Here is a 19,899-nt window from a genome sequence, read left to right as displayed (position 1 = left end):
GGCCTAGGCACGGCACTCCGGCGGCTGGCCACAGGTCCGCCGTTGATGTACGGCAACATGGCTGCACAAAAAGACACGGCACCGGGCTTAACCGTGCGCGCCAACGGCCAACCCCCTTGGCCGCCCACGCCACCAGCGTCGATAATTTTGCCGGCTTGGCATTCTGTTGGCCTACCCAAAACCAATCCACTGGGAGGGAGCATGAAACCATTTTTTCCGGCGCATCGAAGCATGGCAGCCCTGCTTGCCATGGCACTGGGCTGTGCTGTCTTGCCGGCACACGGCCTGGACAACCCGCGCATCATCAATTTCGCGGGCCAAACCGTACCGGCCGCGCCGGCGACCAACGTCACCTTCACCAGCACCGATGGCTCCATGACCATCGATCAGCTGCGTGCTGGAACGGGCTTGACGTTTCCCGCAGTGGTGTCCTATGGTCTGGGTAACTCGGGCATGAGTGGGCAGGGCACGCAATTGACCATCGACCCCGCCAGCTCGGCCGTTCCCTATCGGCTGGCCGTGAATGATCAGCGCACCTCGTCGTACCAGTGGATTTCGGCCGAATGCCTGGATCCGGCCAACCCAAGTGGGCCACTGGTCGTCTGTAACCTGGGCGATACCGCACAGTTCCCACGAACCAATTATCCGACTGGTAGCGGCGCATACTGGCAGACGCCGGCCGTCAGTTGGAGCAGTCCTTGGCTGCAGGTCACCACACCGGGCTACTTCAACCAGAACATCCAGAGCAATGGTTTGTACATCGACCTGCCGCCCACGGTGCGCAAGGTGTACTTCTACGCCATCAACTACACCAACGGTGGCGACTCCATCTTCGGCACCGTCCTCGTGGCGGACGCCCCCAGCGTCAGCAAGGCCTTCGCTCCCGCCAACGTGAAGCCGGGCGAACAGAGCACGCTCACCATCACACTCAAGGGTCCCGGCTTCGGCCAGGCCATTGGGGCCGTGGGCAACGATCCGGCCGGCCCCGCCGGCGTGGCCGGGGCCGTACCCGGCGTGCAGTTGATGGACATGCTCCCCGCCCCCCTCACCCTGGTCAGCGCCAGCCACACCTGCACCGGCGGCACGCTCACGGCCGTGGCCGGCAGCAGCACCATCACGCTGAGCGACGCCACCCTGCCCAACGACGGCTGCGCCATCACCGCCGTGGTGCAGTGGCCTTCGACGACCGCTGGCTACCAGGCCTGCAAGGACAGCCCCAAGGTCACCAACACCATCACGCCGCCCAGCCAGTTCAGCACCCTGGTGGGGCAGATGGACACTCCCGCCACGACCGACCTGGACTGCACCTACGTCGCGCCGCCCAGCTCGCCCACCCCGGTGCCCACTCTGGGCATGGGCGCCCTGCTGCTGAGCTCGGCCGGCATCGTGGTCCTGGGCTTCCTGCGCCGCCGCAGGCCCATGCACTGAGCAAGCCTCGGCGCGATGGCGGGCCCACCTGGGCCCACCGATGACGAGACCTCGGCGCCTGCGAAGGCGCCGTTTTTCTTCTGGACAAGGCCACGGGCCGTTTCAGCCGGCGGCGCGCGGCCAGGCCGGCCGCCGGCCGGTGAGCTGGCTGACGATCAGGGCCTTGAGCGGCGGCAGGTGGCTGGAGCCCGCCAGCACGGCGCGGCGCAGCAGCCGCGGCAGGGCGCGTTCGTCGGTGTACAGGCCGACGATGGCGTTGGTGCCGCGGTACAGCGGCCAGGCGTGGCGATGGTGGGCGCGGGCATAGGCCTGCAGCACGGCCGCGTCGCCCAGGTCGGCGCCGCGCGCACGCGCCTCGCCCAGCGCCTGCGCCAGCCGGGCCACGCCGGCCAGGCCCAGGTTGTAGCCGTGCGCCGTCACCGGGTGCATGCCCACGGCGGCATCGCCCACCAGGGCGCAGCGCGCGGCGGCGAAGCGATCGGCCATCACGGCCACCAGCGGGTAGGCGTGGCGCTGGCCCACCAGCTGCATGCGGCCCAGGCGATGGTTGAACTGTTCCTGCACGCACGCGGCAAAGTCCTCGGGCGACAGCGCCAACAGCGCCTGCACCTGCTCGCTGCGCGCCGTGACCACCGCCGAGCACATCGGGGCGCCGCTGTCCGTGTCGTCGGGCAGCGGCAGGATGGCCAGGGTGCGCTCGTAGCCGAAGCACTCGTGCGCGATGCCATCGTGCGCGCGCTCGTGCCGCAGGCGGCAGACGATGACGGTGCGGCCGAAGTCGTGCATCGAGGCACCGATGCCCAGCTGGCGCCGCGTGGCCGAAAAGCGGCTGTCGGCGGCCACCAGCAGCGGCGCCTGCAAGCGCTGGGGTGTGGCGTCGGGCGTGGCGGCGTCGACGTACTCCAGTTCGGCGCGAGCGGGCGTGGTCGACACGCGCGTGACTTTCACGCCGGTGATCAGGCGCACGCCCGCCGTAGCGGCCGCCACCGCCCAGGCTGTGCGGCGCAGCGCGTGGTTGGGCACGATCCAGCCCAGGTTGTCGCAGCCGGTGCCCTGCGCGTTCAGCGCCATGCCCTCGCGCTGGCCCACCGGCCCGTCGTGCACCTGGGCCTGGCGCAGCAGGCCGATCTCGTGCGGCGCCAGGCGCTGCCAGCTGCCCAACCGCTGCAGCGTGGCCACGCTGGGGTGGGTCAGCGCGATCTCGCGCCCGTCGGGCGCGGGGTCGGCCAGCGCCGCGGCGCCCTGCTGCTCCAGCACCGTCGCCTGCAGGCCGGCCTGCGCCAGGGCGATGGCCAGCGACAGGCCGGCGGGGCCGCCGCCCACGATCAGCACGTCGGTGGTGCCAGCGGGCGTGGCGGACGAAGAAGCAGCAGGGGACATGGCAGGCGAAGGCGGGCGAGGACTGCGCCCCATTGTCCCTGCCGCCCCTCGAGCCGCCCTTGCCCTGGATCAAGGCCCGGGCAAGGGGCCGCGCACCGTCGCCCCTTGCGGCGCCTGGTCAGCGCCGGGGCTTGCCGCCCTTGCGCGCCTTGGCCTTTGCGGCAGCCTTCTTGACGGCCGCCGTCAGCACCTGCATGGGCGAGCGGCGCTCGGTGGCGGGAGCCAAGCCCTCGCGCGCTTCCCGCCGCGCGCGCCCCTTGGGCGGCTTGGACGGCGCCTTGCCCGCGCCTCCCTCGCTGCCGGCCTTGTCGCGCGGGGCGCCTTCCTCCTGCACCAGGCGAAAGTCGATCTTGCGCGCGTCCAGGTCGACCCGGCTGACCTGCACCCGCACGCGCGTGCCCATGCCGTAGCGGATGCCGGTGCGCTCGCCGCGCAGCTCCTGGCGCACCTCGTCGTAGCGGAAGTACTCGCCGCCCAGCTCGGTGATGTGCACCAGGCCCTCGACGTGCAGCTCGGTCAGCGTGACGAACAGGCCGAAGCTGGTGACGGCGCTGACGGCGCCGGCGTATTCCTCGCCCAGGTGCTCGCGCATGTACTTGCACTTGAGCCAGGCCTCCACGTCGCGGCTGGCCTCGTCGGCGCGCCGCTCGTTGGCGCTGCAGTGCAGGCCGGCGGCCTCCCAGTCCTGCAGGTCGGGGCTGGGCTCCGCACGGCGCTCGAGCTTGCCGCGCTTGCGCGAAACGCTATCCTTTTGCAAGCGCTTGCGCAGCTTGTCGTGCGCCTCGCCGGGCGTGGGCAGCGCGGGCAGCTGGTACTTGCGCCCGCCCAGGATGGCCTTGATCACACGGTGCACCAGCAGGTCGGGGTAGCGCCGGATGGGGCTGGTGAAGTGCGTGTAGGCCTCGAAGGCCAGGCCGAAGTGACCGCTGTTGACGGGCGTGTAGATGGCCTGGCTCATGGAGCGCAGCAGCATCATGTGGATCTGCTCGGCGTCGGGGCGCTCCTGGGTGGCCTCGGCGATGCGCTGGAACTCCTCGGGGCGCGGCTCGTCGCTGACCGACAGGCCCACGCCCAGCGCCTTCAGGTAGGCGCGCAGCAGCTCCACCTTCTCGGGCGTGGGCCCCTCGTGCACGCGGTACAGGCCCACGTGCTTGCCCAGGCCGATGAAGTCGGCGCTGCACACGTTGGCCGCCAGCATGCACTCCTCGATCAGGCGGTGCGCGTCGTTGCGCGTGCGCGGCACGATCTTCTCGATGTGGCCGGCCTCGTCGCACACGATCTGCGTCTCGACCGTGTCGAAGTCGACCGCGCCGCGCCGCTGCCGCGCGCCCAGCAGGGCGCGGTACACCTCGTGCAGGTGCAGCAGGTCGGGCACGCGCGCGCGCCGCTGCGTGGCCTCGGGCCCGCGCGTGTTGGCCAGGATGGCCGCCACCTCGGTGTAGGTCAGGCGCGCGTGGCTGTTCATCACCGCCGGGTACAGCTGGTAGGCATGCACCTCGCCCTGCGCGGTGACGAGCATGTCGCACACCATGCACAGGCGCTCCACCTGGGGGTTGAGCGAGCACAGGCCGTTGCTGAGCTTCTCGGGCAGCATGGGGATCACGCGGCGCGGAAAGTACACGCTGGTGGCGCGGTCGTAGGCGTCGATGTCGATCGCGCTGCCCGTCGTCACGTAATGGCTGACGTCGGCAATGGCCACCAGCAGCCGCCAGCCGTTGGGCTTCTTGCCGCGGCCCGTCACCACCGCCGGCTCGGCATACACCGCGTCGTCGAAGTCGCGTGCGTCCTCGCCGTCGATGGTGACCAGGGGCACGTCGGTCAAATCGACCCGGCCGGCGCGGTCCTTGGCACGCACCGCGTCGGGCAGGGCACGCGCCTCGGCCATGCAGGCGTCGGAAAACTCGTGCGGCACGCCGTACTTGCGCACCGCGATCTCGATCTCCATGCCCGGGTCGTCCACCTCGCCCAGCACCTCCTTCACGCGGCCGACCGGCTGGCCGTACAGCGCTGGCGGCTCGGTCAGCTCGACGACGACCACCTGCCCGGCCCGGGCGGTGCCGATGGCGCCCTTGGGAATCATCACGTCCTGGCCGAAGCGCTTGTCCTCGGGCGCCACCAGCCACAGGCCGCCTTCGTGCAGCAGGCGGCCGATGATGGGCTGCGGCGGGCGCTCGATGATCTCGAGCACGCGCCCCTCGGGGCGGCCGCGCCGGTCCAGGCGCACCACGCGCACGCTCACGCGGTCGCGGTGCAGCACCGCCCGCATCTCGTTGGGCGGCAGGTAGATGTCCGGCTCACCGTCGTCGCGCAGCACGAAACCATGGCCGTCGCGATGCCCGGAAACGACACCTTCGATTTCGTCCGGAATATTTTTTTGGGGGGCTAGATTTTTGATATAGAATCCTTGTTTCCTGATGCCCAGGTGGCGGAATTGGTAGACGCACTAGTTTCAGGTACTAGCGGGTAACTCCGTGGAGGTTCGAGTCCTCTCCTGGGCACCAACAATAAAAAAGCAACGGGCTGGAACATACCAGACTCGCTGCCACGCAAAAGCCACCTTCGGGTGGCTTTTTTCTTGCTTGGTCATCATCAAACGGGTTGGGCAATCAAGTCATGGCCCTGCGTGCCGACGATGCGCGCGCGGGTGAAGGTGCCCACCTTCAGCGTCTTGCTGGCCTTCTCGGGCGGCAGCAGCTGCACCACACCGTCGATCTCGGGCGCGTCGGCGTAGCTGCGCCCCACCCCGCCGCGGCGGCCCAGCGCGGGGGCCGAATCCACCAGCACCTGCATGGTCGCGCCCACGCGCTCGCGCAATTTCTCCATCGACACCTGCTCGGCCACGGCCATGAAGCGCGCGCGGCGCTCCTCGCGCAGCTCGGCGGGCAGTTGGCCTTCCAGCGCGTTGGCCGCCGCGCCCTCGACCGGCGAATAGGCAAAGCAGCCCGCGCGGTCGATGCGCGCGGCGCGCATGAAGTCCAGCAGGTCCTCGAACTCGGCCTCGGTCTCGCCCGGAAAGCCGGCGATGAAGGTCGAGCGGATCACGATGTCGGGGCACAGCGCACGCCAGCGCTCAATGCGCTCCAGGTTCTTCTCGCCGCTGGCCGGGCGCTTCATGCGGCGCAGCACCTCGGGGTGGCTGTGCTGGAACGGCACGTCCAGATAGGGCAGCACCCGGCCCTCGGCCATCAGCGGCACGATCTCGTCCACGCTGGGGTACGGGTACACGTAGTGCAGGCGCACCCAGGCGCCATGCGGCGCGGCCAGCTCGCTCAGCGCCTGCACCAGCTCCAGCAGGCGCGTCTTGACCGGGCGCCCGTCCCAGAAGCCGGTGCGGTACTTCACGTCGACGCCGTAGGCCGAGGTGTCCTGGCTGATGACGAGCAGCTCCTTGACGCCGCCCTCGAACAGCGCTTTGGCCTCCTTCAGCACGTCGCCGATCGGGCGGCTGACCAGGTCGCCGCGCATGGACGGGATGATGCAGAAGGTGCAGCGGTGGTTGCAGCCCTCGCTGATCTTCAGGTAGGCGTAGTGGCGCGGCGTGAGCTTCAGGCCCGCCGCGCCGAACGCGCCCGGCACCAGGTCCAGGAAGGGGTCGTGCGGCTTGGGCAGGTGCCGGTGTACGGCGTCCATCACGTCCTGCGTGGCGTGCGGGCCGGTCACGGCCAGCACCGCCGGGTGCAGGTGCTTGACCAGGGTTTCGGGCTCATCCTGGCCTGCAGCCGGCGTACCATCTGCGCGACCAGCTATCTTTTTTGCACCCAGGCAGCCGGTCACGATGACCTTGCCGTTGACCGCCAGCGCCTCGCCAATGGTGTCCAGGCTTTCCTTGACCGCCTCGTCGATGAAGCCGCAGGTGTTGACCACCACCAGGTCGGCCCCCTCGAAGGTCTTGCTGGTCTGGTAGCCCTCGGCGCTCAGCTGCGTCAGGATCAGCTCGGAATCGGTCAGGTTCTTGGGGCACCCCAGGCTGACAAAGCCGATGCGCGGGGCGGGCGCTGCAATGGTTTCACTCATGGTTTCAATCGATGTTGTCCAGGCACGGGTTCGTCCTGAACGGCGCCGGCCTCAGCGCCGGATGCCGAAGGCACCCAGCAGCTGGTCGGCCTGCCGGGTCATCTGCTCCTGCATCTGCAGGAAGGCGGCCTTGGACTGCTCCAGGTAGCTGCCCATCACGCTCTGCATCAGCGGCGACTGCAGGTTCATGAACTGGGTCCACATCTCGGGCGTCAGGCTCTGCGACTGCTCGGCCAGCCTGGTCTGGATCTCGGCCAGCGCCTGGATGTTCTTCTCCAGGTACGAGCCCATGAAGCCCTGCATGGCGTGACCGTAGAAGCGGATGATCTCGGCCAGCATGGGCTCGGTGAACATGGGCGCGCCGGCGGCCTCCTCCTCCAGGATGATCTGCAGCAGGATGCTGCGCGTCAGGTCCTGGCCCGACTTGGCGTCCAGCACCACGAACGAATCGCGCTCCATCACCAGCTGCCGCACCTGCGCCAGCGTGATGTAGGACGAGGCGCTGGTGTCGTACAGGCGGCGGTTGGGGTACTTCTTGATGACCCGGTTCTTGGACGGGGCCGCGGCCGGCGCGGCGGTATCGGGGGTGGAACGACTCATGCTCGGGCGCATCCTTCAGGCGTCTGGGGCGAAGGAAATTCTGGGCGGGCCGACGCCCCATCCTTCGCATGGGCGGCAAGGCCGAGGGCAACTGAACGGCGTATCCCGGACGGCGCCTCCTGGCCGTCCCGCGCGCGGCCCCATCGAGCGGATGGAGCGACGTTGGTGGGTCGTGCGTGACTCGAACACGCGACCAACGGATTAAAAGTCCGCTGCTCTACCAACTGAGCTAACGACCCTCCTGTGCCCAGCGCATCATCCGTGCGCGGGCAAGCCCAAAATTATAGCGCAACCGACGGCCTACCCTGCGCCAGGCGATCCAGGACCCAGCCCGCCGCGCACAGGCCGAACGGAGCCGTCACCGTCACGCTGGAGCCGTAGCCGTGGCAATTGAGCGAGCCGTCCACCGCGGCCGGCACGTCGCACCGATCGGGCGGGGCGACGCTTTCGCGGCTGAACACGGCCGTGACGCCGAACGGCTTGCCGGGCGCCGGGCGCAGCCCCTCGCGGCGCAGGCGGTAACGCAGCTGGGCGATCAGCGGGTCGTGCGTGACCGCGGCGATGTCGGCGATCTCCACGCGCTCGCCGTGGCGCTTGCCGCCCGCCGCGCCGACGGTGACGAAGAGCGTCACGCTGGCACGCGCCCAGCTCACCAGGGCCAGCTTGGCGCGCGCCTGGTCGCAGGCGTCGATCAGCGCGTCCACCGGCTGCGGCAGCAGCTGCGGCCAGTTGTCGGGCTCGACGAAGGCATCGACCTCGTGCACCCGGCACTGGGGATGGATCTGCGCGATGCGCTCGCGCATGGCCGTGACCTTGGCCTGGCCCAGGGTGCCGGTGAGCGCGTGCACCTGCCGGTTGACGTTGGACTCGGCCACGTGGTCCATGTCGATCAGCGTCAGCTGCGCCACGCCGCTGCGCGCCAGCGCCTCGGCCGCCCACGAGCCCACGCCGCCGATGCCCACCACCGCCACGTGCGCGGCGCGGATGCGCGCCGCGCCGGCGGCGCCGTACAGGCGCGCCAGGCCGCCGAAGCGGCGCTCGCTGTCGGCGTCGAACGCCTCGGTCACGGCGCGCGCTCCAGCCGCCACGTCTGCAGCTTGAGCGCCAGCACCGCCCCGCCGATGATGCTGGCCACCGCGCTGAAGCTGGTCAGGCTGAGGTTGGACACCCCGCTCAGGCCCTGGCCGATGGTGCAGCCCAGCGCGGTGACGCCGCCCACGCCCATCAGCACGGCGCCGATCAGGTGCGTGGCCAGGTCCTCGGTGGTGCGAAAGCCCTCCCAGCGAAAGCGCCGCGTGGCCACCGCGTGCAAAAAGCCGCCCGCCACCACGCCGGCCACCGACACGGCGGCGATGCTCAGGTGGCGGTTGCTGTCGCTGTAGAACATCAGCCAGTCGATGGCCCAGGCCAGCGGCGCGGTGAAGGTCAGCGCCTCCATGCGGCCGGTGCGCGAGCCCAGGTAGGTGGCCTCCAGCGTCTGCGGGTGCTCGGCCACGTAGCCCAGCGCGCCGCTGACCCACCACATGCCGACGATGACCGCGCCGATGCCGATGCCGGCCAGCAGGTTGTCGGTGCGCAGGAAGTCGCGCCCCATGCAGGCCCAGACCAGCAGCGCGCCGCCCACCGCCACCGCCGGCACCAGCAGGGCGGCCGCATGCGACCAGCCCAGGTAGTGCGCCGACAGATGGCCCAGCGTGGCGGGCCCCGAAAAGGCCACGTACACCCGGTCGACCGTGGCGTCGCGCCACACCGCCGTCAGGCCGCGCAGCGTGACGTAGGCCGACAGGGCCATGACGACGAACACCACCAGCGCCTTCAGGTTGCCCGCGCCCATGCGCACCAGGTTCTTGCTGCCGCAGCCCGAGGACAGCACCATGCCCACCCCGAACAGAGCGCCGCCCACCACCGAGGACAGCCACATCCAGCGGGTGTCGGCGTACACCGAATCGGACGGGCGAATCCAGCCGCCCGCACCCAGCAGCGCGAAACCCAGCACCGCCACGCCCGCGGCCAGCGCCCACTGGCGCATGCGCGTCCACTCGCCCATGCTCACCACGTCCGCCACCGCGCCCATGGTGCAAAAGCCGGTGCGGTGCACGATGGCGCCGAACACGGCCGACAGCACGAAGGTGGCCACCAGGACGGCACGGGTCAGGACGGCGACATCGGATTCCAGCGGCATGGGGCGCGATTCTAGGGCGACGCTGAATAAGTCCCTGCGCTGGTGCGCGCCCTGATTGGGGATGGGATGCAAGGCGCAAAGCGCAGCGATAGCCGGAGCTATCGCGAGCATTGGCAACGCCGCAGACCGCCCCAATCAGGGATGCGCGACGCGCATGGGGCTTGTTCAGCGTCGCCCTGGGGACTTGCCCGCCCCGCTGCAGTCCCGCCCGACGCTGGAAGGTCTTCGCCGAAAGTATCGTTTTGATAGCTGCTCGCGCTTGATTGACCTGCGCAAGAGCCCGTTTTGGCTTGAATCCGTGCCCAACCCGCACCGGCGCCGCGCCGCGGGCCGGCCGCTAAAATCAGTGCTTTTGCCGACCGCTCGCCCGGCCCCTGCGCCCGCCGGCGACACCCCCCGACCCCACCATGCCTGACCAACCCACCCAAGCGCGCCTGGCGGCGCTGTCCAAATCCTTTGACCCGGCCACCGTCGAAGCGCACTGGGGCCCCGCATGGGAGCAGGCCGGACTGGGGCGCGCGGGCTGGCGCGGCACCGGCCAGGCCAACGCCGAAGCCGCGGCCGCCGGCCACAACTTTGCCGTGCAACTGCCGCCGCCCAACGTCACCGGCACGCTGCACATGGGCCATGCGTTCAACCAGACGATCATGGACAGCCTGACGCGCTACCACCGTATGCGCGGCTTCAACACGGCGTGGATTCCGGGCACCGACCACGCCGGCATCGCCACGCAGATCGTGGTCGAGCGCCAGCTGCAGGCCCAGGGCCAGAGCCGGCACGAGCTGGGCCGCAAGAACTTCGTCGCCCGCGTGTGGGAGTGGAAAGCAACGTCGGGCGCCACCATCACGCAGCAGATGCGCCGCATGGGCGACAGCGTGGACTGGAGCCGCGAGTACTTCACCATGGACGACAGGCTGTCCAGGGTGGTCACCGAGACCTTCGTCACCCTGCACGAGCAGGGCCTGATCTACCGCGGCAAGCGCCTGGTCAACTGGGACCCCGAGCTGAAAAGCGCCGTGAGCGACCTGGAGGTGGAAAGCACCGAGGAAGACGGTTTTCTGTGGCACATCGCCTACCCCCTGGCGGACGGCAGCGGCGAGAAGCTGGTGGTGGCCACCACCCGCCCCGAGACCATGCTGGGCGACGTGGCGCTGATGGTGCACCCCGAGGACGAGCGCTACCGGCGCTTCATCGGCCAGCAGGTCACGCTGCCGCTGGTGGGCCGCGCCATCCCGGTGATTGCCGACGACTACGTGGACAAGGACTTCGGCACCGGCGTGGTCAAGGTCACGCCCGCGCACGACGCCAACGACTACGCCGTGGGCCAGCGCCACGGGCTGCCGATGATCACCGTAATAGATCTTGACGGAAGTATCGTGTCGCACCCCATCGGCGAGCACGCAGCGGATCGACAGGAGTTACGCCGCAAGATATCAGCCGGAGAAACAAGATTTTTCGGTGCTTTAGATAATGCTAATTTTCGCGGCCAAAATAGGATTCCCGAATCCTATCGTGGGTTAGATCGCTTTGCCGCCCGCAAGGCCATCGTGGCCGACCTGCAGGCGCAGGGCCTGCTGGTGGAGACCAAGAAGCACAAGCTGATGGTGCCGCGCTGCGCCCGCACCGGCCAGATCATCGAGCCCATGCTCACGGACCAATGGTTTGTCGCCATGAGCAAGGCGGATGAAACCGGCAAAAGCATCGCGCAAAAAGCCATCGACGCCGTGCAGTCGGGCCAGGTGCGCTTCGTGCCCGAGCAGTGGGTCAACACCTACAACCAGTGGATGAACAACATCCAGGACTGGTGCATCTCGCGCCAGCTGTGGTGGGGCCACCAGATCCCGGCGTGGTACGGCAGCGATGGTTCTGTTTTTGTAGCACGCAGCGAAGACGAGGCCCGGGCCAGGGCCGAAAAAGCCGGCTACACCGGCACGCTGACCCGCGACGAGGACGTACTGGACACCTGGTATTCCTCGGCCTTGGTGCCCTTCTCCACCTTGGGCTGGCCAGAAAAAACCGAAGACCTCGCGCTCTACCTGCCCAGCAGCGTGCTGGTCACCGGCCACGACATCATCTTCTTCTGGGTCGCCCGGATGATCATGATGACCACGCACTTCACCGGCCAGGTGCCGTTCCGCGACGTGTACATCCACGGCCTGGTGCTGGACGCGCATGGCAAGAAGATGAGCAAGAGCGAAGGCAACGTGCTCGACCCGGTGGACCTGATCGACGGCATCGCGCTGGAGCCCCTGCTGGACAAGCGCACCACCGGCCTGCGCAAGCCCGAGACGGCACCCAAGGTGCGCGAGAACACCAAGAAGGAATTCCCGGACGGCATCCCCGGCTACGGCGCCGACGCGCTGCGCTTCACCTTCGCCGCCATGGCCACGCTGGGGCGCACCGTCAACTTCGACAGCAAGCGCTGCGAGGGTTACCGCAACTTCTGCAACAAGCTGTGGAACGCTTCGCGCTTCGTGCTCATGAATTGCGAGGACTACGACTGCGGGGTGGAAGGCGACAGCGCCGTCGAGCGCAGCGCGGCCGACCGCTGGATCGTCAGCCTGCTGCAAAAGGCCGAGGCCGCGGTCGCCAAGGGCTTTGCCGACTACCGGCTGGACACGGTGGCGGGCACGATCTATGACTTCGTGTGGAACGAGTTCTGCGACTGGTATCTGGAGATCGCCAAGGTGCAGATCCAGGCCGGCTCGCCCGCCCAGCAGCGCGCCACGCGCCGCACCCTGGTGCGCGTGCTGGAGGCCATCCTGCGCCTGGCCCACCCCATCATCCCCTTCGTGACCGAGGCGCTTTGGCAGGCCGTGGCGCCCGTGGCGGGCAAGAGCGGCGCCAGCATCGCCGTGGCGCCCTACCCCGAAGCGCAGGCCGCCAACATCGACGAAGCCGCCGAGGCGCAGATGGCGCACCTGAAGGCCCTGGTCGACGCCTGCCGCAACCTGCGCGGCGAGATGGGCGTCTCGCCCGCGCAGCGCCTGCCGCTGTTCGCGCTGGGCGACGCGGCCTTCATCGAGCAGCACGCCGGCGCGCTGCAGGCCCTGGCCAAGCTGGCCGAGGTGAAGGTGTTTGCCAGCGAGGCCGAGTGGGCGGACGCCGCCCAGGCCGCCCCCACCGCCGTGGTGGGCGACGCGCGCCTGGCCCTGTTCATGCAGGTGGACGTGGCGGCCGAGAAGGCCCGACTGGCCAAGGAAGCCGCGCGCCTGCAGGGCGAGCTGGCCAAGGCCCAGGGCAAGCTGGGCAACGCCGCCTTCACCGCCAAGGCGCCGCCGGCGGTGATCGAGCAGGAGCAAAAGCGCGTGGCCGACTTCGGCGCGGCGCTGGAGAAAATCCAGGCCCAGCTGGCACGCCTGGGCTGAGAAGGCGATCAGCCGAGCGCCATCGGCGCGGACTCCGGCCCGCGCCAGCCACCGTGCTGGGCGCTGAACTCCAGCGTCTGGTGCAGGCGGTCGGCCAGGTACCAGCTGCCGCGCAGGTAGGACTCGTGCGTGCGCGGCGCCAGGCGCGGCGTGATGCGCACCGTGGGCAGCCCCTGCAACGGCTGGCCGGGCTGCGCCAGCACCTCGTCGTCGCTGTCCAGCCAGCAGGCGGCCATGCGCCCCGTGCGCAGCGCCTGCGCCAGCGCGTCCAGGTCGAACAGCGCCGCACGGCTGGCGCTGACCCACAGCTGCCCCGGCTTGCACGACTGCAGCACGCGCTCGCCCACCAGACCGCGGTAGCGCGAGGCGTACACCGTCTGCATCGACACCGCGTCGGCCGCCTGCAGCATCTCGGCCAGCGACAGCGGCTGCACGCCCAGGCGCGTCCACAGCTCGGCGCTGCGGTGCAGGGCCGGGTCGTAGCCCAGCACGCGCGCGCCCAGCGCCACCAGCATGGGCGCCAGCATCTGCGCCGGCGCCGACATGCCGAACAGGCCGATCACGCTGTCGTTGATCTCGCGTCCGGGCGACTGCGGCACGCCGGCGCTGCCGCCCACGCTCAGGTTGCCACCCGAGCGAAACAGCGTCAGCAGGCCCGTCAGCAGAAACTCGGCCGTCGCGCGCGCGGTGGCGCTGATGGCCTGGATGACGCGAATGCCGCGGCGCTGGCAGGCCTCGAAGTCGAGGTTGTCGCCGCCCTCGTGGATGCGCCCCAGCGCCACCAGGCGCGGCGCGAAGTCCAGCAGCGGAGCGCCCACGCGCAGCCAGGGCGGCACCACCAGCGCCTCGGTCTTGTACAGGTGGGCGCGCAGCGCCGCGGCGTCCAGCGCCAGCTCTGGCCGATAATCGACCTGATGCCGTGCCGCCAGCCATTGGCGGGCATCGGCAGCCAGGTTCTCCAGCAGCAATATCTCCACGCTTGTTCCCCTTGTTCTCCCTGCTCCGGGGGCCGGCCGCGCAGGCCAGTCCCGAAGACGCTGGGGCGAAAATGTAACATTCTGCCGCAGCCATGACCATCCCCCATCCCGTGCGCACCGCCGTCTTCCCCGTCGCCGGCCTGGGCACGCGCTTTCTGCCCGCCACCAAGGCCAGCCCCAAGGAAATGCTGCCGGTGGTGGACAAGCCGCTGATCCAGTACGCCGTCGAGGAGGCCTACGCCGCCGGCGTGCGCCACATGGTGTTCGTCACCGGGCGCAGCAAGCGCGCCATCGAGGATCACTTCGACACCGCCTACGAGCTGGAAAGCGAGCTGCAGGCCGCCGGCAAGCAGGCCCTGCTGGACGTGGTGCGCGCCGTCGCGCCCGACGACATGGACTGCAGCTACGTGCGCCAGCCGCGCTCGCTGGGCCTGGGCCATGCCGTGCTGTGCGCGGCGCACATCGTGGGCGAGCAGCCCTTTGCCGTGCTGCTGGCCGACGACCTGATGGTGGGCCCGGCCGGCGGCCCGCCGGTGCTGGCGCAAATGGTCCAGGCCTTCGAGTCGCTCGGCCGCTCGGTGCTGGCGGTGCAGGAGGTGCCGCTCGACCAGGTGCGCCGCTACGGCATCGTGGCCGGCCCGGCGGCGGGCGACCAGCTGATCAAGATCGAGCGCATCGTCGAAAAGCCCGCGCCCGAGGCAGCGCCCTCGCGCATGGGCGTGGCCGGCCGCTACATCCTCACGCCGCGCATCTTCGACGAGATCCGCAGCCAGCCGGCGGGCGCCGGCGGCGAGATCCAGCTCACCGACGCCATCGCGCGCCTGATGCAGAAAGAGCGCGTCTACGCCTACCAGTACAGCGGCAAGCGCTACGATTGTGGTAGCAAGGAAGGCTTTCTGCAAGCCACGGTCGAGCTGGCCTTGCAGCACCCGCAGATGGGCGCGCCGTTTCGCGAGTACCTGAAGTCGCTGGCGCTGTAGCCGTTCAGCGCCGCCGCAGCACGTGCACGAACTGATCCTGAGTGCTCTGTTGCTCGACCAGCTCGTTGCCCGTCTGCCGGGCAAAGGCCTGAAAGTCGCGCACCGAGCCGGGGTCGGTGCTGAGCACCCGCAGCAGCTGGCCGCTGGTCAATTCCGACAAGGCCTTCTTGGCCTTCAGGATGGGCAGCGGGCAGTTCAGCCCGCGCGCATCGACTTCCTTCGTGATGTCCATCGGCCGATCGTAAGTCAATCGAGGCCGCGGCGCCGCTCGGCGTTCTCCTCGGGCGTGAAGAACACCGGCTCGTGCCCGCGCGTGCGCAGCCAGTCGGCCAGCGCGTAGCCGGTGCCGGCGGGCCAGCACTTCAGATCCGGCAGGTCGTACAGGCGCCAGTCCACCAGCTCGGGCGACAGCCGCACCTCGCCCTCGCAGGCGGCGTGAAAGGCGATGATGACCTGGTTCATGCGCTGGAAGTCGTACACGCCCACCAGAGCCAGCGACTGCACGTCGAGGTTGGTCTCTTCCTTGACCTCGCGCGCGATGCCCTCCTGCGGCGTCTCGCCGGCCTCCATGAAGCCGGTGATCAGCGCAAACATTTTGGCCGGCCAGGCGGCGTTGCGCGCCAGCAGCACCTGGCCGCGGTACTCGACGATGGCCGCCAGCACCGGCGTGGGGTTGTTCCAGTGCGTGTAGCCGCAGGCCGGGCAGCGCAGCCGCTCCTTGGGGCCGCTGTCCTCGTCCTGCACGATCCATTCCAGCGGCGTGGCGCAGCTGGGGCAAAACCGGAAAGCCGACATGATGATCTTGTTTTGATAGCTGGCCGCGCACAGTCCGTGCGGGCCGATTGTTCTTGAATCAGGCGGGGAACACGCCGGTCGACAGATAGCGGTCGCCACGGTCGCACACCACGAAGACGATGGTCGCGTCGGCCTCGCGCGCCGCCACCTGCTGCGCCACCCAGGCCGCGCCGCCCGAGGAGATGCCGCCGAAGATGCCCTCCTCGCGCGCCATGCGCCGCGCCATCTCCTCGGCGTCGTCCTGCAGCACGGGCACCCACTCGTCCACGCCAGCCGGGTCGTAGATGCGCGGCTGGTAGGCCTCGGGCCACTTGCGGATGCCGGGGATGCGCGCGCCCTCGGCCGGTTGCGCGCCGATCACGCGCAGCCCGGGGTTCTTCTCCTTCAGAAAGCGCCCCACGCCCATGATGGTGCCGGTGGTGCCCATGGCCGACACGAAGTGCGTGACGCGCCCGCCGGTCTGCTCCCACAGCTCGGGGCCGGTGCTCTCGTAGTGCGCCAGCGGGTTGTCGGCGTTGGCGAACTGGTCCAGCACGCGGCCCTTGCCCTGCGCCACCATCTTGTCGGCCAGGTCGCGCGCGTATTCCATGCCGCCCGAGCGCGGCGTCAGGATCAGCTCGGCGCCATAGGCCTTCATGGTCTGCGCGCGCTCGACCGACAAGTCCTCCGGCATGATCAGCACCATGCGGTAGCCCATCACGGCGGCGGCCATCGCCAGCGCGATGCCGGTGTTGCCGCTGGTGGCCTCGATCAGCGTGTCGCCCGGCTTGATCTCGCCGCGCTTCTCAGCGCCGCGAATCATCCACAGCGCCGCGCGGTCCTTGACCGAGCCCGCGGGGTTGTTGCCCTCCAGCTTGGCCAGCACCACCGTGCCCCGCGCCGCGTGCTGCGCCGCCCCGATGCGCTGCAACTGAACCAGGGGCGTACGCCCCACCGCGTCTTCGATCGTCGGGTAATTCATGGACATCACTGTGCCATAATTTCTGGCTTGCGTTCTCACGCTGCCCGGGTGGCGAAATCGGTAGACGCAGCAGACTCAAAATCTGCCGGTGGCAACACCGTGCCGGTTCGATTCCGGCTCCGGGCACCACATAAAAAAACCCGCACGACCGAGTGGCCGTGCGGGTTTTTTCGTGCCCCGCCGCACACCGGCGGCGGGTGGCTTCAGCCCTTGCGCAGCAGCGCCTTGAGCGCGTTTTGCAGCCGCCGGGCCTGCGCTTCGTCGTGCGCGCTGGCCAGCACGGTGGCGGTGTCCTGCACCCAGGTTTCGGCGGGGGCCGGGTCGTTGCGGCGCGTCAGCAGCTGCAGCTGCAGCGCGCGGCGCGCGGCCAGCTGGTCGGCCGGGGTGGGCACCTCGGCGGCCATCTCCAGGCGCAGCAGGGCCTCGCCCGCCTTGCCGGTGTCGCCCGCGCCACTGCCCACGGCCTGGGTCCAGGCGCTGCGCACGCTGGCACTGACGGCGCGGCCCAGCTCCTGCGCGCTGGGCACCTGATCGGGCTGGCGCTGCTGCCAGGCGCCCAGCAGCTGCGTCAGCGCCTCGCCATGGGCCTGCGCGGCCAGCTTGCGCAGCTGGGCCTGGGCGTTGTCGACCGCGTCGCGCTGGGCGCGGAAGGCGGCGTCGCCCAGGCGGGGGCCGCGGTCTTCGCGCGGCGCGCGGTCGCCGAAGCGGCCGCCGTCACGCCCACCCTCGCGGCGATCGCCAAAGCGTCCACCGTCGCGGCCTCCATCGCGTCCACCCGGGCGGGCGCCGGGCCGGTCGCCGAAGCGGCCACGGGCCGCGGGCGGCTCGGCCTTTTTGGCGCCGGGGCGGTCGTCGCCGCGCATGGCGATCAGCGGCTTGGCGGGCTTGGGCGGCGCGGCCGGTGCGGCGGCGGGCGCATCGCCGTCGGCACCTTCGGCGGGCGCGGCGGGTGCTTCGCTTGCTGCGTTATCGGTAGCTTGCTCGGCTTGATCGGCGCCGGCTGCAGCCTGATTGGCTTCGGATTTTTGCGCGGCGGCCAACTGGCCGCGCGTGGCGGCCTCCAGCTGCGCCATGGCGGCGCGGATGCGCTGCGCGTCGCCGCTGGCGTTGGCCGCCTCGAGCGCCTTGGCGGCGTCGAGCACGGCGCGGTCGTGCGCGCTCATGGCGGCCTGCTGCTGCTCGCGCTCGGCGCTCTTGCGGTTGAAGGCCTCGTCGATGGGCTTGCGGAAGGCGTCCCACAGCTTCTGCTCGTGGCGGCGCTCCAGCGGCACGGCCTGCGCCTCGGCCTGCCAGCGCTGCTGCAGCGCGCGCACGGCGTCGATGCGCAGCTGCGGCGCGGCGCCCAGCTGCTCGGCCTCGGCAATCAGTGCCTGGCGGCGCGCGGTGCTGGCCTTCTGCTCGGCCTCCAGCGGCGCGGCGGCCTGGTGGATGGCGGCCTTCCACTGCGCCTGCAGCTCGGTGTAAGCCTTCTCGGCCAGATGGCCGGCGTTGCGCCAGCGCTCGGAAAACTGGTGGATCTGGCGGCCCATGGCCTTCCAGTCGGCGCTGGCGCCGGCCTGCTGCGCGGCGCCCCAGGCCTTGACCTCGTCGATCAGGGCCTGGCGCTGCGCCTTGTGCTGGGCCGACTCGGCGCGCACCTGATCCAGCCAGGCGTCGACGAACTTGTGCGCGGCGTTGCAGGCGCGGTCAAAGCGCTTCCACAGCGCGTGGTTGGGCGGGCCGCCCTGGTCGGCGGTCTTCCACTCCTCGCGCAGCTTGCGGATGGCCTCCTGCAGCTTGCGCCCGCCCATGGCGGGGACGAGTTCCTCGGCGGGTTGGGCGGCGGCGGGCGTGGCCGCTGCCGCTTCCTGGTCGGGCGCGGCGGAGGGCTCGGCCGTCGACGGGGCGGCGTCGGCAGCGACCGGCTCCGCGGCAGCCGGAGCGGAAGCTTCGGCCGCGGCCGCAGTGTCGGCCGGTACCTCGGCGACGGGCGCCTCGGCTGCCTCGGCGGGCGCGGCCGCAGGACTTTCGGCCGCAGCAGCGGCTGCGGGGGCGGCATCGCCCGGCGCCGCCTCGCGCCGCGGCTTGCGCGGCACCAGCAGGGCCTCGGCGCGCGCCACCAGCTGCTCGCGCGCCTTGTCGGCGCTCCAGCGCTGCCAGCCGCCCAGCTCGCCGGCGGAGACCAGCGCGGCGTGCACGCGCGCCTCCAGCGCCTCGTCGATCAGGCGGCCGTTGGTCTTGAGCGACTGGCGCAGCGCCTGGGTGGCGCTGTTCATGTTCTTGCTGTGGCCGGCGGCCACGGCCTGCTCCAGCAGCATCACGCCGGCCTCGACGGCCTTGGTCGCGGCGGCGCGCTGCTCGGGGTCGATGCGCGGCTTGGCCGGCGCGGGCGCCGCCGCCTCGGCCGCCGGCGCCTCGCCGCGCGCGGCGCGCAGCTCGTCGGCCCACAGGGGCACGGGCGGCAGCGGCGCGGCGGCATCCTGCGCGGCGGCCACGGCCTGCGCCAGGGCGGGCACGAAGGCGTTCCACACCGCGTTCAGCTGGCTTTGCGCGGCCTCCAGCTGGGGCGGAAAGCGCACGTCCACGCTGGGCCACTGGCCGTCGGCCTGCAGCGCGGCGGCCTGGTCCTGCCAGTGCGCCACGTCGGCCTGCAGCGCGTCCTGCTGCTGCTGCGCCTCGGCCCAGGGCTTGGTGGACCGCAGCTCGATGCGCTGCGCCAGCAGGGCCGCGGCCTCGCGCTGCACCATCACGCGCTGCTGCAGGTCCTCGACGGCCTTGATGCGCTCGACCAGCTGCGTGCGCAGGCCGGCCAGCGGCTCGCGCGACAGCGGCGCGCCGGCCTTGGCGGCGTCGCGCTGCCAGGCCAGGGCGTCGGCGATGTTCAGGCGCGCGGCCTCCAGCAGGGCCTGGGCCTTGGCCTGCCATTCGGCGGCCACGGCGTCCTGGCCCTTGGCGCGGCGCAGCTCGTCGAGTTTTTCGCGCAGCGCCTTGGCGGCGCCCTTGTCCTTGGCCGACAGCTCCTTGAACACCTCCTGCATCTGCTCGGGCGCGGGCTCGGTGGCCAGCCAGTCGCGCACGCGCTGGGCGCGCTCGCCCGATGTGGCGGCGGAGAACACGCCGCCGGTCAGCGCATCGAGCGGGTGCGCCTCGGGCGCCTTGGGCGCGGGCGCGAGGGCCTCGGCGGCAGCTTGCGGGTCTTTGGGGTCGCGGTTGAAGGGAAACATGCGGAGCCAGG

14 protein-coding genes and 3 tRNA genes are annotated in these 19,899 nt (G+C 70.5%); 5 read left to right on the top strand and 12 right to left on the bottom strand.

Features of this window, described 5'->3' with window-relative positions:
- Window positions 1-231: 231 nt before the first annotated feature.
- Window positions 232-1,428, top strand: coding sequence for a hypothetical protein (locus tag H6927_08100; protein ID MCP5218064.1), 1,197 nt, complete (start codon window positions 232-234; stop codon window positions 1,426-1,428).
- 102 nt (window positions 1,429-1,530) lie between these two features.
- Here the strand turns inward: H6927_08100 and ubiM are convergent, their stop codons facing one another.
- Window positions 1,531-2,808, bottom strand: a complete 1,278-nt coding sequence (gene ubiM / locus H6927_08095) for a 5-demethoxyubiquinol-8 5-hydroxylase UbiM (protein ID MCP5218063.1) — start codon at window positions 2,806-2,808, stop codon at window positions 1,531-1,533.
- Window positions 2,809-2,926: 118 nt separating this feature from the next.
- The gene (gene rnr, locus H6927_08090; GenBank protein MCP5218062.1) at window positions 2,927-5,176 is read right to left on the bottom strand and encodes a ribonuclease R; all 2,250 of its coding nucleotides are present in this window, start codon (window positions 5,174-5,176) and stop codon (window positions 2,927-2,929) included.
- A 48-nt stretch (window positions 5,177-5,224) separates the two neighbouring features.
- Between rnr and H6927_08085 the strand changes: the two genes are divergently transcribed.
- Window positions 5,225-5,309: transfer RNA gene (locus H6927_08085), tRNA-Leu, on the top strand.
- 88 nt (window positions 5,310-5,397) lie between these two features.
- Here the strand turns inward: H6927_08085 and rimO are convergent.
- The 5 genes from rimO to H6927_08060 all read right to left on the bottom strand — a co-directional run bounded on the left by rimO (window position 5,398) and on the right by H6927_08060 (window position 9,604).
- Complete coding sequence (rimO, locus tag H6927_08080; protein MCP5218061.1) at window positions 5,398-6,822, bottom strand: 30S ribosomal protein S12 methylthiotransferase RimO; 1,425 nt, start codon at window positions 6,820-6,822, stop codon at window positions 5,398-5,400.
- Between the two features lie 51 nt (window positions 6,823-6,873).
- On the bottom strand, window positions 6,874-7,422 hold the full coding sequence (gene phaR / locus H6927_08075; protein MCP5218060.1) for a polyhydroxyalkanoate synthesis repressor PhaR: 549 nt from the start codon (window positions 7,420-7,422) through the stop codon (window positions 6,874-6,876).
- A 163-nt stretch (window positions 7,423-7,585) separates the two neighbouring features.
- Window positions 7,586-7,661: transfer RNA gene (locus H6927_08070), tRNA-Lys, on the bottom strand.
- Between the two features lie 42 nt (window positions 7,662-7,703).
- A complete protein-coding gene (locus H6927_08065; GenBank protein MCP5218059.1) occupies window positions 7,704-8,510 on the bottom strand; it encodes a tRNA threonylcarbamoyladenosine dehydratase in 807 nt (268 codons plus the stop codon).
- The gene (locus tag H6927_08060; protein MCP5218058.1) at window positions 8,486-9,604 is read right to left on the bottom strand and encodes a YeeE/YedE family protein; all 1,119 of its coding nucleotides are present in this window, start codon (window positions 9,602-9,604) and stop codon (window positions 8,486-8,488) included. The genes H6927_08065 and H6927_08060 overlap by 25 nt, the downstream gene beginning before the upstream one ends.
- Window positions 9,605-10,011: 407 nt before the next feature.
- Here H6927_08060 and H6927_08055 point away from each other — a divergent pair, with 407 nt between their 5' ends.
- Window positions 10,012-12,972, top strand: coding sequence for a valine--tRNA ligase (locus H6927_08055; GenBank protein ID MCP5218057.1), 2,961 nt, complete (start codon window positions 10,012-10,014; stop codon window positions 12,970-12,972).
- Window positions 12,973-12,980: 8 nt separating this feature from the next.
- Here the strand turns inward: H6927_08055 and H6927_08050 are convergent, their stop codons facing one another.
- Window positions 12,981-13,949, bottom strand: a complete 969-nt coding sequence (locus H6927_08050; GenBank protein MCP5218056.1) for a hydroxyacid dehydrogenase — start codon at window positions 13,947-13,949, stop codon at window positions 12,981-12,983.
- A 92-nt stretch (window positions 13,950-14,041) separates the two neighbouring features.
- Here H6927_08050 and galU point away from each other — a divergent pair, with 92 nt between their 5' ends.
- Entirely contained in the window at window positions 14,042-14,929 is an 888-nt protein-coding gene (gene galU / locus H6927_08045) for a UTP--glucose-1-phosphate uridylyltransferase GalU (GenBank protein ID MCP5218055.1), read from the top strand.
- A gap of 4 nt (window positions 14,930-14,933) precedes the next feature.
- Here galU and H6927_08040 read toward each other — a convergent pair whose 3' ends face one another.
- From H6927_08040 to cysM, 3 genes are read right to left on the bottom strand one after another with little or no spacing between them, the layout of a single operon-like run.
- Window positions 14,934-15,161 (bottom strand): sulfurtransferase TusA family protein, encoded by a 228-nt coding sequence (locus H6927_08040; GenBank protein ID MCP5218054.1) that lies wholly within the window; start codon window positions 15,159-15,161, stop codon window positions 14,934-14,936.
- A gap of 14 nt (window positions 15,162-15,175) precedes the next feature.
- Window positions 15,176-15,724, bottom strand: coding sequence for an NUDIX hydrolase (locus tag H6927_08035; GenBank protein MCP5218053.1), 549 nt, complete (start codon window positions 15,722-15,724; stop codon window positions 15,176-15,178).
- A gap of 58 nt (window positions 15,725-15,782) precedes the next feature.
- Window positions 15,783-16,685, bottom strand: a complete 903-nt coding sequence (gene cysM, locus H6927_08030; GenBank protein ID MCP5218052.1) for a cysteine synthase CysM — start codon at window positions 16,683-16,685, stop codon at window positions 15,783-15,785.
- 42 nt (window positions 16,686-16,727) lie between these two features.
- Between cysM and H6927_08025 the strand changes: the two genes are divergently transcribed.
- Window positions 16,728-16,814, top strand: a tRNA-Leu gene (locus H6927_08025).
- 74 nt (window positions 16,815-16,888) lie between these two features.
- Here H6927_08025 and H6927_08020 read toward each other — a convergent pair.
- Window positions 16,889-19,888: a DUF349 domain-containing protein gene (locus H6927_08020; protein MCP5218051.1), complete on the bottom strand. Its 3,000-nt coding sequence runs from the start codon at window positions 19,886-19,888 to the stop codon at window positions 16,889-16,891.
- Window positions 19,889-19,899: the final 11 nt, after the last annotated feature.

The organism is Burkholderiaceae bacterium, from assembly GCA_024235995.1.
Classification (GTDB): domain Bacteria; phylum Pseudomonadota; class Gammaproteobacteria; order Burkholderiales; family Burkholderiaceae_C; genus Ottowia.
Note: the sequence above shows the minus strand (reverse complement) of the source record. Positions and strands in the feature narration are given on the sequence as shown.

Coding starts and splice junctions, on each gene's coding strand:
- H6927_08100 (MCP5218064.1), top strand. CDS start 232: ATGGCAGCCCTGCTTGCCATGGCACTGGGCTGTGCTGTCTTGCCGGCA.
- ubiM (MCP5218063.1), bottom strand. CDS start 2,808: ATGTCCCCTGCTGCTTCTTCGTCCGCCACGCCCGCTGGCACCACCGAC.
- rimO (MCP5218061.1), bottom strand. CDS start 6,822: ATGAGTGAAACCATTGCAGCGCCCGCCCCGCGCATCGGCTTTGTCAGC.
- phaR (MCP5218060.1), bottom strand. CDS start 7,422: ATGAGTCGTTCCACCCCCGATACCGCCGCGCCGGCCGCGGCCCCGTCC.
- H6927_08060 (MCP5218058.1), bottom strand. CDS start 9,604: ATGCCGCTGGAATCCGATGTCGCCGTCCTGACCCGTGCCGTCCTGGTG.
- H6927_08055 (MCP5218057.1), top strand. CDS start 10,012: ATGCCTGACCAACCCACCCAAGCGCGCCTGGCGGCGCTGTCCAAATCC.
- galU (MCP5218055.1), top strand. CDS start 14,042: ATGACCATCCCCCATCCCGTGCGCACCGCCGTCTTCCCCGTCGCCGGC.
- H6927_08040 (MCP5218054.1), bottom strand. CDS start 15,161: ATGGACATCACGAAGGAAGTCGATGCGCGCGGGCTGAACTGCCCGCTG.
- H6927_08035 (MCP5218053.1), bottom strand. CDS start 15,724: ATGTCGGCTTTCCGGTTTTGCCCCAGCTGCGCCACGCCGCTGGAATGG.
- cysM (MCP5218052.1), bottom strand. CDS start 16,685: ATGAATTACCCGACGATCGAAGACGCGGTGGGGCGTACGCCCCTGGTT.
- H6927_08020 (MCP5218051.1), bottom strand. CDS start 19,888: ATGTTTCCCTTCAACCGCGACCCCAAAGACCCGCAAGCTGCCGCCGAG.